Origin of the sequence: Rhizobium anhuiense, from assembly GCF_003985145.1 — a bacterium.
Classification (GTDB): Bacteria; Pseudomonadota; Alphaproteobacteria; order Rhizobiales; family Rhizobiaceae; genus Rhizobium; species Rhizobium anhuiense.
In genome coordinates this window covers 868,935-885,677 of sequence record NZ_ML133521.1, presented here as the reverse complement: position 1 = coordinate 885,677, position 16,743 = coordinate 868,935, and the positions used below count along the sequence as shown (strand labels likewise).

17 protein-coding genes are annotated in these 16,743 nt (G+C 61.5%); 10 read left to right on the top strand and 7 right to left on the bottom strand.

The genetic code is table 11. The features are described 5' to 3' along the window. The first annotated feature begins 77 nt into the window (after positions 1-77). Both EEQ99_RS04320 and EEQ99_RS04315 read left to right on the top strand, forming a co-directional pair. Positions 78-1,703 (top strand): carboxylesterase/lipase family protein, encoded by a 1,626-nt coding sequence (locus EEQ99_RS04320; protein WP_127430054.1) that lies wholly within the window; start codon positions 78-80, stop codon positions 1,701-1,703. A gap of 289 nt (positions 1,704-1,992) precedes the next feature. Then, positions 1,993-2,568, top strand: a complete 576-nt coding sequence (locus EEQ99_RS04315) for a hypothetical protein (protein WP_127430053.1) — start codon at positions 1,993-1,995, stop codon at positions 2,566-2,568. A gap of 54 nt (positions 2,569-2,622) precedes the next feature. Here EEQ99_RS04315 and EEQ99_RS04310 read toward each other — a convergent pair whose 3' ends face one another. Next, positions 2,623-3,438 carry an endonuclease/exonuclease/phosphatase family protein gene (locus EEQ99_RS04310; protein WP_047612893.1) on the bottom strand — a complete coding sequence of 272 codons (816 nt, stop codon included), beginning with the start codon at positions 3,436-3,438 and terminating at the stop codon, positions 2,623-2,625. 187 nt (positions 3,439-3,625) lie between these two features. After that, entirely contained in the window at positions 3,626-5,089 is a 1,464-nt protein-coding gene (locus tag EEQ99_RS04305) for a phospholipase D-like domain-containing protein (protein ID WP_047613468.1), read from the bottom strand. 211 nt (positions 5,090-5,300) lie between these two features. Between EEQ99_RS04305 and EEQ99_RS04300 the strand changes: the two genes are divergently transcribed. From EEQ99_RS04300 to EEQ99_RS04285, 5 genes are all read left to right on the top strand, one after another. Next, on the top strand, positions 5,301-5,942 hold the full coding sequence (locus EEQ99_RS04300) for a UdgX family uracil-DNA binding protein (protein ID WP_047613465.1): 642 nt from the start codon (positions 5,301-5,303) through the stop codon (positions 5,940-5,942). 142 nt (positions 5,943-6,084) lie between these two features. Further along, positions 6,085-6,339 (top strand): DUF2934 domain-containing protein, encoded by a 255-nt coding sequence (locus EEQ99_RS04295; protein WP_047612891.1) that lies wholly within the window; start codon positions 6,085-6,087, stop codon positions 6,337-6,339. 137 nt (positions 6,340-6,476) lie between these two features. Continuing rightward, positions 6,477-6,659, top strand: a complete 183-nt coding sequence (locus EEQ99_RS04290; RefSeq protein ID WP_082008792.1) for a hypothetical protein — start codon at positions 6,477-6,479, stop codon at positions 6,657-6,659. Between the two features lie 9 nt (positions 6,660-6,668). Further along, the gene (locus tag EEQ99_RS34455) at positions 6,669-6,842 is read left to right on the top strand and encodes a hypothetical protein (RefSeq protein WP_164735898.1); all 174 of its coding nucleotides are present in this window, start codon (positions 6,669-6,671) and stop codon (positions 6,840-6,842) included. Between the two features lie 216 nt (positions 6,843-7,058). Next, entirely contained in the window at positions 7,059-9,776 is a 2,718-nt protein-coding gene (locus EEQ99_RS04285; protein ID WP_127430052.1) for a hybrid sensor histidine kinase/response regulator, read from the top strand. 24 nt (positions 9,777-9,800) lie between these two features. Here the strand turns inward: EEQ99_RS04285 and EEQ99_RS04280 are convergent, their stop codons facing one another. Next, entirely contained in the window at positions 9,801-10,154 is a 354-nt protein-coding gene (locus EEQ99_RS04280; protein ID WP_127430051.1) for a hypothetical protein, read from the bottom strand. A gap of 179 nt (positions 10,155-10,333) precedes the next feature. Between EEQ99_RS04280 and EEQ99_RS04275 the strand changes: the two genes are divergently transcribed. From EEQ99_RS04275 to EEQ99_RS04265, 3 genes are all read left to right on the top strand, one after another. Then, a complete protein-coding gene (locus tag EEQ99_RS04275) occupies positions 10,334-10,648 on the top strand; it encodes a hypothetical protein (RefSeq protein WP_047612885.1) in 315 nt (104 codons plus the stop codon). A gap of 71 nt (positions 10,649-10,719) precedes the next feature. Continuing rightward, the gene (locus EEQ99_RS04270; protein ID WP_063476017.1) at positions 10,720-11,010 is read left to right on the top strand and encodes a DUF3175 domain-containing protein; all 291 of its coding nucleotides are present in this window, start codon (positions 10,720-10,722) and stop codon (positions 11,008-11,010) included. Between the two features lie 6 nt (positions 11,011-11,016). Then, positions 11,017-11,751, top strand: coding sequence for a glutathione S-transferase (locus EEQ99_RS04265; RefSeq protein WP_127430050.1), 735 nt, complete (start codon positions 11,017-11,019; stop codon positions 11,749-11,751). A 12-nt stretch (positions 11,752-11,763) separates the two neighbouring features. Here EEQ99_RS04265 and ligD read toward each other — a convergent pair whose 3' ends face one another. The 4 genes from ligD to EEQ99_RS04245 form a co-directional block, all read right to left on the bottom strand. Next, positions 11,764-12,642, bottom strand: a complete 879-nt coding sequence (gene ligD / locus EEQ99_RS04260; RefSeq protein WP_127430049.1) for a non-homologous end-joining DNA ligase — start codon at positions 12,640-12,642, stop codon at positions 11,764-11,766. After that, positions 12,639-13,646 (bottom strand): DNA topoisomerase IB, encoded by a 1,008-nt coding sequence (locus tag EEQ99_RS04255; protein ID WP_127430048.1) that lies wholly within the window; start codon positions 13,644-13,646, stop codon positions 12,639-12,641. Before EEQ99_RS04255 ends, ligD begins: the two co-directional genes overlap by 4 nt. A gap of 15 nt (positions 13,647-13,661) precedes the next feature. Next, the gene (glgX, locus tag EEQ99_RS04250; protein WP_127430047.1) at positions 13,662-15,818 is read right to left on the bottom strand and encodes a glycogen debranching protein GlgX; all 2,157 of its coding nucleotides are present in this window, start codon (positions 15,816-15,818) and stop codon (positions 13,662-13,664) included. Between the two features lie 95 nt (positions 15,819-15,913). After that, positions 15,914-16,708: an SDR family NAD(P)-dependent oxidoreductase gene (locus EEQ99_RS04245; protein WP_127430046.1), complete on the bottom strand. Its 795-nt coding sequence runs from the start codon at positions 16,706-16,708 to the stop codon at positions 15,914-15,916. Positions 16,709-16,743: the final 35 nt, after the last annotated feature.

Here is a 16,743-nt window from a genome sequence, read left to right as displayed (position 1 = left end):
TAGTTAGTCACCGACGGCCGGGGACGGCGGCCGTCGGGCTTTTGAAAAATCGAAATCAACGACAAGAGGAAAAGTTGATGAAAAGCATATTGTTACCTCGTTATGCTGTGCTGTTTGCGCTGTCGGCGATGACAGCTCCCATTGGCGGCGCGCCGGCTCTCGCCGAAGAGTTTGTTGCCTCGCAGAGCAAGACGGTCGTCGAAACCAACAAGGGCAATCTCGTCGGCGCACTCGATGATGGAATCTACAGTTATCTCGGCGTCCCCTATGCACGTGCCGACCGCTTCATGCCGGCCGAAGAGGTGGCGCCCTGGAAAGGCATCCGTCCGGCTGTCACCTACGGCGAGAACTGCTTCATCCCCCGAATGAAGGAAGTGGCGGGCGACGAACTCTTCAATCCGCACCGCTATCTGCCGATGAGCGAAGCCTGCCAGTTCCTGAACATCTGGACGCCAGCGATCAAGGACGGCAAAAAGCGGCCGGTCATGGTCTGGATTCATGGAGGCGGATTCACCAACGGCTCCGGTATCGAGCTGACCTCGTATGACGGCCACAATCTGAGCAAGGACGGCGATGTTGTCGTCGTCACCCTCAACCACCGGCTCAACGCGCTCGGCTTCCTCGATCTTTCCGCCTATGGCGAGAAGTACAAACGGTCGGGCAATGCCAGCATCACCGATCTCGTCGCTGCGCTGAAATGGGTCCACGACAACGCCGAAGCCTTTGGCGGCGATCCCGGCAATGTGACGATTTTCGGCCAGTCCGGCGGCGGCTACAAGGTGCGCGCCCTGATGGGGACGCCTTCGGCGAAGGGCCTCTTTCAGAAGGCGATCGTCCAGAGCGGCTCGCGGACCGATTCGGTCGTCGATCAGGCGTCCTCGCGGAAGGTGGCCGAACTGACGCTCGCCAACCTCGGTCTGAAGGCTGAGGAAATCGACAAGCTTGCCGACGTCGACTACTACGATCTCCTTGCCGCCGCCGACAAGGCCATCAAGGACGCGACCGCCCAGGGCGCGAAGGACGCCCGCTATGCGCCCGTTCAGGACGGCGACTACATTCCAGCGAATCCTGTCGGAACAGAGTGGGTCGATCAGGCCAAGGACATTCCGCTGATGGTCGGCAACACCCTCAATGAATTCGAGACGGTCATCACTCACAAGGCGGGCGAGCTGCTTGCCGACAATAAGAACGGCTGGGACGGTGCGAAGTCTGAGGCCAAGCTGAAGGAGCGCTTCGCCGATAAGGCCGAGGCGGTCGGCAAGGCATTCATGGCCGCCTACCCCGAAAAGAGGATCGCCGACGCCTATTTCCTGGATCTGCGCTTCCGGCCGGGCACCATCCGTGATCTCGACCTGAAGGCGAAGCAGAACGGGGCTCCGGTCTACTCCTACATGTTCGCCTACGAGTCACCAGTCCTCGATGGGATTGCCATGGCCTGGCATTGTGCGGAACTGCCCTACGTGTTTGCCAACGCCGCCCTGGTCAAGACGTCGACCGGCGGTGGCAGCGACGCCCTCGCGCTGTCCAGGAAGGTGAGCCAGGCCTGGGTGAATTTCGCCCGCAACGGCAAGCCGAGCGCCGATGGTCTGCCCGACTGGCCGGCCTACACAACCGACAAGCCGGCGACCATGGTTCTCGACAACGAGTCCCGCGTGGCAGTCGATCTCGATCGCAAGCTGCTGCAGGCGGCAGGCGCTCTCTAGCGCCAATTGCACGACAGGACATACGGCGCCGGCTGACATCGACCGGCCGGCGCCAGCTCGCAACAAATGCGTCTTCGCCAACATCAGCCGTCTTCAGGCCGCCGATCCGGGACCTGACCCAGCGACCTCCCAGCCGCGGCCGATCGAAAATCGCAGACGCCATCCCTTTCGGTTCTGAATATTTTCAGATACGCGTGCTGACAGACGCTTGCGACGACACAAGCGTCCGTTGTGCCTTCGAGCATGCCGTGAGATGCTCCAGCGCGAGGCATACCCCTGGGACAGAGGCATGCGCGACTACCTGAAAAGCAGAGATTTTCACCGACATATGCGCTCGCTGCTGGCTCCGAGATTTCGGGAGTTCGGCTGGGAATCCGAGAACGCGGGCAGGTGCAGCTTTGCCCGGGACGGAAGGGTTTGCTGGCTGCAGGTATCCCAATATTCGAACAGCATTATGGGCGCCAAATTTACGATCAACATGACAGAGGGCTCCGGCCCAGCCGGAGACACAAGAATACTTGGCCGCCTCGACGAGGCGGATCGAAGAATTGGAAAAGCTCTGGAAGAAAGCATCATCGCGCGTCTTCCCAGGCCCGATCCCGACCCGGAGATCGAAGTCGTCGGAGACAACGGCCAAATGATATTGGTCAAGCTCGGCGATCTGGCTCGAGCAAATCCACGACAATGGGAGGCCCCCTCCGACGTCTGGCTGCCTTATTTCAGCAAACGCGATCTTGACGATTGGGCTGCGTTTCTCTTGCCTCGCATTGCGCGATTGACCGCACCATCCTCATCGGAAAAGATCGATCCGCAATTGTGGGCTCAGCGGTTTCGCCGTCTCACGCGGATGTTCCGCCCGAAGTGAGAGCACTCGGCGATCCATCGAGCCGCTCCGATGACGTCTCAGTCGATGGCGTTTTTAACCGCCCACCGGCTCCAGATCGATCAGCGCCTTGATCGGCAGGTGGTCGGAGGCGATGCGCGCCAGCGGCGTATCATGCGCTTCCACCTCTGAAATAATCCCCTTGCGGTTGGCGATGATGCGGTCGAGCGCCAGAAGCGGCAGACCGGCGGGAAAGCTCGGTACGGCCGGCGGCAGCTCTCCGAAGGCGGATTGGAAGGTGTTGAGCGACGAGCGGTCGCCCAGTCGCCATTCGTTGAGGTCGCCGAGCAGGATGGTCGGCATTTCGTGCCTGTCATTGATAAGCTCGACCAGTGTGCGGGCCTGCTGGGCTCTGTTATGACGCAGCAGGCCGAAATGCGCGGCGATGATGCGCAGCACCCCGCCCTGCTCCAGCTCGATTTCGGCAACGAGGGCACCGCGCGGCTCCAGCCCCGGCAGTTTGACCTGGTGCACGTCGTGCACCAGCCCCTTCTTGAAGAGCACGACATTGCCGTGCCAGCCATGCGCCTTGGCCATGCCGGCAACCGGCACCGGGATCAGTCCCGTCTCCCGCTCCAGCCGGCCGAGATCGAGAAGGCCGGTGCGCTCGCCGAAGCGCGTATCGGCCTCCTGCAGCGCGATCACGTCGGCGCCGATTTCATGGATCACCCGGCTGGTGCGCTCCGGATCGAAGCGCCGGTCGGTCCCGACGCATTTATGCACGTTATAGGAGGCGATCAGCGTTCCCGCACTGCGCGGCCTTGCCTCCGTCTGGGCTGCGTCGAGCCGCTTTTTCCTGCTCCTGATCGAGGCGAGAATGCTGGCGGGAAGGCTATCTTTTCTGGCGTGCATCGGCAGGCGCACTTGTTCCGTTGATCAAAAGGCTACTCACTCCGCAGTATAGGCGGCCGAGCGGAACTTGCCATGTCCGATGACAAAAAAGGCGCGTTGCGTCGACGATAATTCATGCGACGCGCCAGATTTTGGTTTTATGCAGGTCGTCCTCCCAAAACCGCCGCACAGTTTTGAGCGACATGCATTAGAGATAGGGCGAGCCCAGCCAGAGCACCTTTTCGAGCAGCCGCACCGCAAAGGGCCGCGCCTGCAGCCCCTCAAGCGTCACCAGCGTCGCCGATTTCAAGGTTTCCTCGATATGCTCATCGACCTCGGCGGCGAAGCCTTCGTTCAGCACTTCGAGATCGACCTCGAAATTCAGCCGCAGCGAGCGCGGGTCGAGATTGGAAGAGCCGACATAGGCCCAGGTGCCGTCGATCGTCAGCAGCTTCGAATGGCTGAAGCTGCCGGTCGAGCGCCAGATTCGGCAATAATTCTTGAGGATCTGATCGAATTGCGCCGTCATCGCCCGGTCGACCAGCACGAGATTGTTGACCGCAGGCACGATGATATCGACTTCGACGCCGCGCCGCGCCGCCGTCACCAGCGCGCTGATGAGTTCGCGGTCCGGCAGGAAATAGGGCGACATGATGCGGATCGACTGGCGCGCCACGGAAAATGCGCCGGTCAGCATCTTGTGGTTGGTCTCGACGCTGCGGTCCGGGCCGGAGGCGACGACGCGCATCAGGATGGGATCGCCGGGACTGCGCTCTGGCGGTTCGATGCGCCAGGGTTCGTCGTTCAACAGCTCCTGAGTCGAGAAGCGCCAGTCTTCGGCGGCGAGGTCGAAAAGGTCGGCGACAACAGGGCCGGTGACGCTGAAATGCGTATCGTGAGCGAAGCTCTCTCCCGTCGCCTCCTCGCTGAAACCCGCCCGGATGTTCATCCCGCCGGTCAGCGCAATTTTCCCGTCGACGATCAGGATCTTGCGGTGGGTGCGCAGATTGGCATAGGGCAGCCGCAAACCCATGATGACGTTGCCGTTGAAGACGGCGACGGTGACGCCGCCCTCGCGGAGATGGCCGAGAATGCTCGGCACCGAATACCGCGCACCGACCGCGTCGATCAGCACCCGGACCTCCACGCCGCGCCTGACCGCTGCAATCAGCGCGTCGGCGATGCGAAGGCCGATCACGTCGCGGTCGAAGATATAGGTTTCGAGCAGGATGCTGCGCGTCGCCTCGTCGATGCTGGTCTTCATCGCCGCATAGGCCTCGTCACCGGTCTCCAGCATGTCGATCGTATTGCCGGAGGTCAGCGGATTGCGCGTCACCCGGTCGCCGAGCCTCTGAAGCGCCGCGAAGCGGCGCCCGAACTGGCTGATCACCGTCTCGGCCTCGGCATCGAATGTCTCCAGCTCATCGAATTCGGCCGCAAGCAGCAGCGCGTCGCGGCGGATGCTCAGCGATTTGCGGCGGATGCGGTTGATGCCGGCAATCGCGTAGAGTAGCGCACCGATGATCGGAGACAGGATGATGACGCCGACCCAGCCGATCGCGGCGCGCACTTCCTCCTTGGTCATGGCGGCATGGATCGCCGCCGCGGCCCCCATGGCGATCGAAACGACAAAGAGGATATGCGGCCAGTAGGTCGACAGGAGATAGAACATCGCTGGCAAATATAGCCGCGAAACGGCGACGTTCAATCGCAGGGCGGCTCTCCCATGACGCGAAATTTTTCGCCGTGATCGTTTGCCGGCCGGGAACCGATCGCGAAAGTCGCGGAATGGGTCAGCAGATTTCGAAAGCCCGCTGCCCATTCCCGAACGGGAACAACCCCGGCACAGATCGATTGATCTCGTCGAGATGAGGATCGCCATCATGAACATAGTTGCAAACGTCGGTCCCGCCCTGACGCTCGAAGTCGCGGAGGCGACAAGCATTGCCGAACTCCAGCATCAGACCGAAGGCTGCACGCGTTGTGACCTCTACAGGAATGCCACGCAAATCGTCTTCGGCGAAGGCCCCGGCAAAGCCGAGATCGTCCTGGTCGGCGAGCAGCCGGGCGATCAGGAGGATCTGACCGGCAAGCCCTTTGTCGGTCCCGCCGGCCGGCTGCTCGATCGCTGTCTCGATGAGGCCGGTCTCGACCGCCGGCGCTGCTATGTCACCAATGCCGTCAGGCACTTCAAGTTCACGCCGCGCGGCAAGCGGCGGCTGCATGCAAAACCGAATGCCGGCGAGATCAGGCGTTGCGCATGGTGGCTCGGCGCAGAGATCAACATCCTGCAGCCGAAGCTCGTCGTGACGCTCGGCGCAAGCGCGCCTTATGCGCTGCTCGGGCCGAAGGTGAAGCTGACACCGCAGCGCGGCCATATTCTGCAGCCGACAAACCGTCGGCCCGTTCTGGTCACCATCCACCCTTCCTATCTGTTGCGCATCCGCGACGAGGCGGACCAGCGCCGGCAGCACCTGGATTTCGTGTCAGATCTGCACAAGGCGGTGGAGTTTCAGTCCTCGTGAAGGCCGATTCTCAACCCTAATATGCTGCAACGCGAAATATTCCAGCGTGCAGAGCGATTTCGCTTGAAAGAGTTCCCCTCCTCTGGAACCATCTCAGCAGTATCGCGTTCGAACGACGGCATCATGTGACTGGAGATCAGCGATGGCAGAAACTCGAGACGAGTGGATCAAGAAACGTGCATATGCCCTCTGGGAAGAAGAGGGTTATCCGACAGGGCGAGATTCCATCCATTGGGAACAGGCACGCTACGAGCGCGAAGCGCTCGAGGGTTCTGCGGCGTCTTCCGACGGCAAGGAAGTCAAGCCCAAAGCGAAGCGCACGGTGGCGGGCAGCAAGACGAACGGCGTCGTGACACCGGCACCAAAGCGGACTGCGAGCCGCAAGACGGCGTCCTGACCACTGGAATACCGAACATGTCGATTAGAAAAGGGCGTCGTCACGACGCCCTTCGACCCCTTTTGTCATATGCCTGAATTAGTTGTGCTTTATCGAATTTTAAAGGTGGCTTCCATGCGGGGGTGAACAGAGGCCGGATGACGCTGCAAGCTTTGAGGCTTTCAAGAAAATTGAGCGCTGGCCCCGATAATCGGGAACAACAACATAGAATGGCTGTTTATGGCGGGACTGGGGAAGTTGCCATGAATAACGGCCATATCGAAATCCTTTCCGTCCCGCTCTTGGCGGCCGCCACCCGCGCTTTTACCGCGACCGTGTGAGGGATGGAGATGTCGCTCCTCGTCATCGCCGCGCTGCTCTATCTCGGTGTCGCGCTGGGTTTCATCCTCGTCGTCGACAATCTCGTCGGACTGGTTTTCCGTGATCCGCGCGCGCCGGTGCAACTGGTCTCCGTCTATATCGGCCGCGCCTTCGCTGCATCGCAAAAACTCTACCGAAAATAACCGCTTGCAGGCCATGTCCGCAGACCGCTTCCACTGTTGAACGCCTTGGCGTATCGCCCTTTGCGCGTCCGAAAGGACGTACGAAGCTCTGGGTTAAGGATATTTCGACCGCGCCCTTTCCCTCCTATCGCAAGCCTCTATGTTGAGGGTTTGGCAGGCTGAACCCCGAGGTGGCCAATCACTCCGGCGCAGCGGATGACAAGGAAACGATTTTGAATGGGAAGCGTCGGGAACGGCTGGCCGAGAGGCGGCGGCGAAATCGGCGAATTGTTGCGGCATCCAACCTTCCACGCCGTCGGTCTCGGTTCGGTCGAAAGCTGGCCTGCTTCTCTCAAACATATCGCCGAAATGGTGCTGAATTCCCGCCAGCCCAAATTCGTCGCCTGGGGTCCGGACCTCGCCTTTCTCTACAATGACGCCTATGTGCCGGTTTTCCCGGAGCGGCATCCCGATGCACTTGGGAGGCCCTTCCGCGAAGTCTGGGCGGATATCTGGGAACAGTTCGCCCCGATCGTCGCCAGCACGCTGGAAGGCGGTTCGCAGCTCTTCAAGGAGCTGCTCATCCCGATGCGCCGGGACGGACGCACCGAGGACACCTGGTTCACCTTCTCCTACACGCCGCTGCGCGACGATGACGGCACGGTCGCCGGCATCCTCTGTGCGGCGCTTGATGTCACCGACCAGGTGGCGGCCAAGCGCGGCGAAGAGATGGCGCTGGAAGAGCTGCGTGCCAAATCGGAGGCGCTTGCGGTCGTCAACCAGGCGGGTGCAGCGATTACCGCCGAGCCCAGTGTCGAACGCCTCACCCAGATCGTCGTCGACGCCGGCGTGACGCTGACCGGCGCGGAATTCGGCGCCTTCTTCTACAATGTCGACGATGGCGAGGGCGGCAGCTACATGCTCTATGCCCTCTCCGGTGTCGACCGGAAGAACTTCGAGAAATTCCCGATGCCGCGCAATACCAAGGTCTTCGCGCCGACCTTCGAAGGCGAAGGCATCGTGCGCTCCGACGACATCCTGCTCGACCCGCGCTACGGGCAGAATGCGCCGCATGCGGGCATGCCGAAGGGACATCTGCCGGTCAGGAGCTATCTCGCCGTGCCGGTGAAATCACGTGACGGCAGCGTCATCGGCGGCTTGTTCTTCGGCCACGGCCAGCCCGGCCGTTTTTCCCAGGCGGCCGAGGCAAGCCTCGTCAGCCTGGCCGGCCAATCAGCCGTCGCGATCGACAATATCCGGCTCTTCCGTGCCGCCAAAGTCGAAATCGACCAGCGCCGCGACATGGAAGATCAGCTGCGCAAACTCAATGAAATGCTCGAGGTCCGCGTCGCCGCCGAGATCGCCGAGCGCCAGCAGGCCGAAGCCGCACTCCAGCAGTCGCAGAAGATGGAATCGATCGGCAAGCTCACCGGCGGCGTTGCCCATGACTTCAACAATCTGCTGCAGGTGATCTCCGGCAATCTGCAGCTTCTTGGCAAGGACGTGGCCGAGAACGGCCGGGCCAAGGAACGCATTTCCAACGCGCTCGCCGCCGTCGAACGCGGCTCGCGGCTGGCAAGCCAGCTGCTCGCCTTCGGCCGCCGCCAACCGCTGGAACCGAAGGTCGTCAATATCGGCCGGCTCGTCACCGGCATGGACGACATGTTGCGCCGCGCGCTCGGCGAGGAGATCGAAGTCGAGACCATGGTCTCCGGCGGCCTCTGGAACACCTTCGCCGATCCGATCCAGATCGAGAACGCATTGCTCAACCTTGCGATCAACTCCCGGGACGCAATGGACGGCGCCGGTAAGTTGACGATCGAGGTCGGCAACGCCTTCCTCGACGATTCCTACAGCCGCATCCATCCCGAAGTCACCGCCGGCCAATATGTCGTGCTCGCCGTCACCGATACCGGCTCCGGCATGACGCAAGAGATCATGCAGCAGGCCTTCGAGCCCTTCTTCTCGACGAAACCGGAAGGCAAAGGCACCGGTCTCGGCCTGTCGATGGTCTATGGCTTCGCCAAGCAATCCGGCGGCCATGTGAAGATCTACAGCGAGATCGGCGAAGGCACGACCCTCAAGCTCTACCTGCCCCGCTCGCTCCAGAGCGAAGATCGCGTCACCACCACCGACGCCGTGCCGGCAACCGGAGGCACGGAAACCATCCTCGTCGCCGAGGATGACGAGGGCGTTCGCGCCACCGTCATCGAAATGCTGTCGGATCTCGGCTATCACGTGCTGAAGGCCAAGGATGCACAAAGCGCGCTCACCGTTATCGAAAGCGGCGCCCATATCGACCTGCTCTTTACCGATGTCGTCATGCCCGGCCCATTGAGGAGCCCGGAGCTGGCGCGTATGGCGCGCGAGCGTCTGCCTGATATCGCCGTGCTCTATACATCGGGCTACACCGAAAATTCGATCGTCCATGGCGGCAGGCTCGATCCCGGTCTCGAACTGCTCTCCAAGCCCTATACGCGCGAGGAACTCGCCCGCAAGATCCGCCACGTGCTTGCCAACCGGCCGCAACACCGCCAGGGGGCGGCAGATGCCGCGGTGCCTGTTGCCAAACATCCCGAGATCGCAGCTGAAAAGCTGAAGTTGCTGCTCGTGGAAGACGACGCCTTCATCCGCATGGACACGGCCGAGATCCTGCAGGATCTCGGCTATGAGGTCATCGAGGCCGATAGTGGCGAACGGGGCGTGGACATCCTCGGACACACCATCGTCGACATCATCGTCGCCGATATCGGCCTGCCCGGCATGTCGGGCCTGGTCTTCGCCGCCAGGGCGCGCGAGGCCTTTCCGTCGGTCGGCCTGGTGTTTGCCACCGGCAATAGCAGCTTGCCGATTGCAAACCGCTTCTCCGGCTCGGTGCTGCTGGCGAAACCTTTCAGCAGCACCGCGCTCGAGCGGGCGGTCAAGACCGCCGTCCAGCAGCGGCCCGTCGGCTAGCCGACGACGCCCTTTGCTGATTATTTACCCGGTGCCGTTGAACTCGGGATATTTGCGCATCCGATCCACCTCGCTGGTGCAGCTGTCGTCGCGCGCCGTCAGTTCGATCGAGATCGTGTCGGCAAGGTCGAGACGGCCGTTGCCGTGATGATTGCCATTGTGATAAATGGGAATGCGCGCGCCGCTCTGGCTGACCAGCACGGCATCCCGCTCGAAACCTCGCTGCACCAGCCAGTCACGCGGCGCCATCAAGCGGATGTCGACCTCGTACGAATGCCCCTTCCCTTGCTTGAGACTGACGGTATAGGTGACCGGCGATACCTGGCCGTTCACGTCGATCGCGCCGTTTCCATCGGCTTTGACGATGTGTTTTTCCATGTTCTCGGCTCCTTCTTTGTGCGGGCCTGTGTCCAGGCTTTTCCCATCGGAAACCTGATAAAATCGGCTTTTGTTCCCGAAACCGGCCGTTGCAGACCATGGCGGGCGCCGGAACTTTTGGGCTCCGTACCGGTTCAATTCCTTTGAAAACCAGCAGGGCAAAACCAGAGGAGGTTGAGATGCCGAGAGGTGATAAATCCGACTATACCGACAAGCAGAAGCGCAAGGCCGAGCATATTGAGGAGAGCTACGAGGAGCGCGGCGTCTCCGATAAGGAGGCCGAACGGCGTGCCTGGGCAACCGTCAACAAGGAAAGCGGCGGCGGCAACAAATCCGGTTCCGGCCGCGGCAAGAAGGATACGCATGAATCCTCCGAAAAGGGCGGCCGCATCGGCGGCGCGGCATCCGCCGCACGCTCGAAGGAGGAGCGGTCCGCTTCTGCGAAGAAGGCCGCTGCGACACGCAAGCGCAATGAACATCACAGCCCCCACTAATGAGGGACAGGATGAGCGGTGGCTTGCCGCTGCCTGCATCCTGCACCCGCACCTGGTAAAGGATTTTCGCTATGGCCAAAGCGCAGAAGAAATGGTCGCAGGACGTCACCGAACACAGCGATGCGATGGACCTGAAGGAAGGCGTGTTCAAATCGGACGATCCGAAGAAGATTGCCCGCTCCGTCAAGCGCTCCGCCGAGAAGAGCGATCGCCGCAAGGCTAGCCCCTTCCGCGCGGCCATGTCGATGCTGACCTTCTACATCAACCGTGCCGGCGACCACCTGACGAAAAAGCGGCGCGGCACCCTTGAAAAAGCCAAGGACGAATTGCGAAAAGACTTCGGTCGCCAACCGAAGGATTGAGCAGTCATGGCATACGAGCTTTATTACTGGCACGGCATTCAAGGCCGCGGCGAATTTGTGCGGTTGGCGCTGGAGGAAGCCGGCGCCGACTATATCGACATCACCCGCCAATCCGGCCGCGGGCGGCGCGGGACCGGCGCCATGTTCGAGATCATGGAGAGCCAAAGCGAAGCGTATATTCCCTTCGCGCCGCCCTTCCTGAAGGATGGCGACCTCATTATCCCGCATGTCGCCAACATCCTGTTTTACCTCGGCCCGAAGCTCGGCCTCGCGCCCGAGGACGAAGGCCTTCGCCATGTCGTCAACGGCCTGCAGCTGACCGTCACCGATTTCGTCGCCGAAGTGCACGATACGCATCACCCGATCGACACGTCGCTCTACTACGAGGACCAGAAGCCGGAAGCCAAAGCCCGCTCAGCCGCCTTCATCCGCGAGCGCATTCCGAAATTCCTCAGCTATTTCGAGCGTGTGCTGCGGCAGAACCCAAAAGGCTCGGGCCATATGGTCGGCGATACGCTGACCTATGTCGACCTCTCGCTCTTCCAGGTGATCGAGGGCCTCACCTATGCCTTCCCGAAAGCCATGGCGAGCCGCAAGGCTGATTACCCCGGCCTGCTGGCGCTGCACGACGCGGTGGCAAAGCGTCCGAATATCGCCCGCTATCTCGCCTCCCCCCGTCGCCTCGCCTTCAACGAGGAAGGGATTTTTCGGCACTATCCCGAGCTCGACAGCGCGGGATGAAGCAAGAGCCGTTTAGGCGAGCGGCACGGCCGCAGCGAAGAAATTTTCCCAAGGATCCTTCGGCCGGGTCTCCAGTTGCTGCGGCACGTTGCCGAGCGTGAAAGCGGCCGGACCGCTCACCACGTTCAAATCCGGCCAGTCGATCGGCATCGAAACCGGCGCGCCTACTCGTGCTCGCGTCGAATAGGCCGCGACCGCCGTATTGCCGCGGCCGTTGCGGAGATAGTCGATGTAGATATGCCCGCCGCGTTTCGCCTTCGTCGCGGTTGCCAGATATTTCTCCGGCGCGTCGGCCGACATGCTTTCAGCAAGCGAATGGGCGAAATCCTTCACCTCGGCCCAGCCGGCCTTCGGCGCAAGCGGCGTCACCACATGCAACCCCTTGCCGCCCGATGTCTTGACGAAGGCGGCTAGGCCACGCGCCTCCAGCCGCGTCTTCAATTCAAGCGCTGCTGTGATGACAGCGCTCCAGGCCACGTCCTCGCCGGGGTCGAGGTCCATGGTGATCATATCGGGTTTTTCCCAATTGTCGGTGGTGACGCCCCAGGGATGAATTTCGAGCACGGCCGATTGCACCAGCGCCACCAGACCGTTGAAATCGCCGATGCGCAGCAGCTTTTCGCCGTCCGGATCCTCCGGGTCGGCGATCTCCTCGATATGCGGATTCATGCCTTTCCAGGCATGTTTCTGGAAAAACCGTTGGTGGCTTTTTATCCCATCCGGCAAACGCAGCAGCGCCAGTGGCCGGTTGACGACATAGGGCGCCATGAACGGCCAGACCGCCGCGTAATAATCCGCGAGCGCCTGCTTCGTCACGCCCTCATCCGGCCAGTAGAGCCGGTCGGGATGGGTCAGCGAGACGTCAGATGCTGGCGGATGTCTGGGGTTCATTCTTCGATCTCGCGTGTGAGGAAATCAAGTAGCCTGTTTTCCTCGGCCCGCAAGCCCCGCAGCGGCTCGTTACCGCTCTCGACCAGAGGATGGTCGTTGCCGACGAGTGCGATGATCGCCGGATGGATATAACTGGAACGCGAGATCGCCGGCGTGTTGTGCAGTGCCTCGGCCGCGGCTTCCGACATCTGCTTGACCGTCGGCCGGCCGCCTCCGGTAATCGCCTCGCGCGCCGCGCCGAAAGCCGCCAGCGAGCCGGCCCAGGTGCGAAAGGTTTTCGCCGAGATGGGAATGCCCGATATCTCGGCGAGGTAGGCGTTCAACCGGCCGGAATCGATCGGCTTCAGCGCCCCGCTTTCATCCTTCCAGACGAAGAGCTGGCGCCCGGGCAGGTCGGCTATTTCCTCCAGGATCTTCTGCAGCCTGGGATGTTTGAGACTGCGCTGGACGCGCTTGCCGCCCTTGGCGCGGAATTTCAATTCGATCCGCCCGTCGACGATCTTCAGGTGGCGCTTCAGCAGCGTCGTTGCGCCATAGGTGCCGTTCTCCCTGACATAGGCCTGGTTGCCGACGCGCAAATGCGCCTCGTCGAGCAGGGTCGTCAAAGCCGCAAGCACACCGTTGACGTCCTCCGCGCCGGTGTCGAGATGGCGCAGCACGGTGCGGCGTATCTTCGGCAGCGCCCGGCCGAATTCGATCAGCTGATGGAATTTTCCCGCACTGCGGAAGGATTGCCATTCCTTGTGGTAACGGTATTGCTTGCGCCCGCGCGCATCGATGCCAGTCGCCTGCAGATGGCCGTTATCATAGAGGCAGATCCACACATTCTCATAGGCCGGCGGCAGACCGAGCGCACCAATGCGCGCCCGCTGTAATTCGTCAGCGAGCGTCGTGCCGTCGGGCATCACATAGCTGAAGCCCTTGCCTTTCCTGCGTCTTCGGATGCCTGGTTCGGTATCGCTGACATAGACGAGACCAAGTTCGGTGATGGCTTCGGCATTCATCTTCGCTGCGACCTGTTACCTGCTCCTGCGGCCGAACTGGAACCACCGTCGACGCTCGGCTTTTGTCGCGTCCTTCGGCGGCTCGGTCTGGCCCTTCGGCGCGAAGACCGCCACGCTCTGGGCATAGACGATGACCGGATTCTGCGGCTCGTGCACCTCGAAGGCGTCCGTCTCCGTGCCCGTGTCGAGAACCCTCGACCACTGTTTCAGCCCATTCACGACAGGCAGGTGAACCTCGCAATCGCCACCGGCATTGAAGATGAGGAAGAGGTCGTCCATCGTCTCGGTGTCTGGTGCATTGACGCTCCTCGAGACATAGACCCCGAGCACCTGCAATCCGTCGTCGTTCCAAGCCCCATCGTTCATGAAGTTGCCGTCCGGCTTGTACCAGGCGATCTCGATGCGGCCATCCTCGGCGGTCTCGCCGGTCAGGAACCGCTCCTGCCGCAAGACGGGATGGGCCTTGCGGAAGGCGACAGCCTGCCGGCAGAAATCGAGGAAAGGGTCGTCGAGCCCCGCCCAATCCGTCCAGCCGATCTCGTTGTCCTGGCAATAGGCGTTGTTATTGCCGCCCTGGCTGTTGCCCACCTCATCGCCGGCAAGGATCATCGGAACGCCCTGGGAGAGCATCAGCGTCGCCATCATGTTGCGGCGCCGCCGCGTCCGAAGGCTGTTGATGTCGTCGTTATCCGTCACTCCTTCGGCACCCATATTGTCCGAATGATTGTCCGAATGTCCGTCCCTGTTATCCTCGCCGTTCGCGTCATTGTGCTTGTCGTTGAAGGAAACAGTATCCATCAGCGTGAAGCCGTCATGGGCTGACAGCAGATTGATCGATGATGTCGCGCCGCGATCCGAGTGGTTGAACTGTACGGCCGAGCCGGTGATGCGCTGCGAGATCTCCGACACCATGCCGCCGTCGCCTTTCCAAAAGCGGCGCACGTCGTCACGAAACTTGTCGTTCCACTCACGGAAGGGATGCGGGAAGCCGCCGACCTGATAGCCGCCGTCGCCCACGTCCCAGGGCTCGGCGATCAGCTTGACACCGGCGAGGATCGGATCCTGGCGGATGGCACCGAAAAACAGGCCCTGCCGGTCGAATTCCATATCCTGGCGGCCGAGCGTGCTGGCAAGGTCGAAGCGGAAGCCGTCGATATGCATGACGCCGACCCAATAGCGCAGACTGTCGAGCACCATGCGCATCACCATAGGATTGGCGGCATTCAGGGTGTTGCCGGTACCTGTTGTATCGAAGGTGTGGCGAGGATCGTCGGGTGAGAGGGTATAATAGCTGGCATTATCGAGCCCACGGAAGGAGAGCGTCGGGCCTTTCTCGCTGCCTTCAGCAGTGTGATTGTAGACGACGTCCATGATGACTTCGATGCCGGCGGCATGGAACTTCTTCACCATGGTCTTGATCTCGGTGATCTTGTCGCCGGACATGTAGCGCGATTGCGGCGCGAAGAAGCCGAGCGTCTGGTAGCCCCAATAATTGCGCAGGTTGTTTTCCAGGAGATAACGATCGTCGAGGAAATACTGGATCGGCAAGAGCTCGATCGCCGAGATGCCGAGCTTGACGAGATGGTCGATGATCGGATCGCTGCACATGCCGAGAAAGGTGCCGCGCAGCCTGTCGGGCACCTTCGGATGGGTCATCGTCAGGCCGCGCACATGCGCCTCGTAAATGATCGTATCAGGCCAGGGACGGCGGATCGCCTCTTCACCCGCCCAGTCGAAATCCGGATCCTGCACCACGCCCTTGACCATGAAGGGGGCGCTATCACGTTCGTCGAAGGAAAGATCGTCCTTGCCGATCTGGTAGCCAAAGAGCGCGTCGTCCCATTTCAACTCGCCCGTCACCTGCTTCGCATAGGGGTCGAGCAGGAGCTTGTTAGGATTGAAGCGATGACCAGCTTTCGGATCGTATGGACCATGGGCGCGATAACCGTAGACGGTTCCCGGTCCGACGCCGGCGATATAGCCCGACCAGATATCGCCTTCACGCTTGGGCAGCGGCAATCGCGCGACCTCCTTCTTGCCGTCCGGCGAAAAGAGGCAGAGCTCAACCTGTTCTGCATGCGCTGAGAATACCGCGAAATGGGTGCCCGAACCCGTATATTCCGCCCCGAGCTCCGGCTTGAGGAAGTCGAGTTCTGAAAATGAATAGCTCATAATGCCCCGCTCGATAAAAAGACCATGCGGGAAACGTAACGGCGGCTCGAAAGTTCCCTTGGCTTGCAAGGGAAGATCTCTCGAGGAGGCGGAAACTAAGGCATCAACTGTCCGCCGTTGACCTCGATAATCTGTCCGGTGATGTAGCCGGACAGCGTCGGCGATGCGAGGAAGAGATAGGCTCCAACGCAATCCTCGGAAGTGCCGACGAAGCCCATCGGGATCGACTTGCGCTGCAGCTCCATCTGCTCGTCATTGGTATAACGTTCGTGGAAGGGCGTGGCGATGACACCCGGCGCCACCGCATTGACGCGGATCTTGTCGGCGACGAATTCCTTGGCATGGCCGCGGGTGATCGTCGAGACGAAACCTTTGGACGCCGCATAGAGGATCGCGCCATTGCCGCCGCCATTGCGCGCGGCAATCGAGGTGGTGTTGATGATGAAGCCGCCCTGCTTCTTCAGCCAGGGATGCGCCGCACGCGTTGCCGCCAGCACCGAGCGGGCGTTGAGGTCCATGACCGCGGCATAATGCGCGTCGGTATATTCCGAGGTCGGCTTGCGCCCCAGCATGCCGCCGGCATTGTTGATGAGCCCGTCGAGATGACCGAAGGTCTTCGCCGTCTCCTCGACGACACGCTCGGTCTCGCCCTCCCTCGACACGTCGCCCTGGATCAGATGCACGGTGCCGCCGGCAGCCCGGATCTCCTCGGCAAGTTTTTCCGCCGGTTCGCGGCTGGCGTTGTAATGCACACCGACCTTGGCTCCTTGAGCCGCGAAGGCACGGGCGAGTGCCGCGCCGATGCCGGTCGAGGCGCCGGTGATCAGCACGGCTTTGCCGGACAGGTCCGGCAGCTTGATGGATGCGAGCGATTGCGCAAGTTCGACCATGGCGACGAATGCCTCCCGAAAAACCAAGGACATAG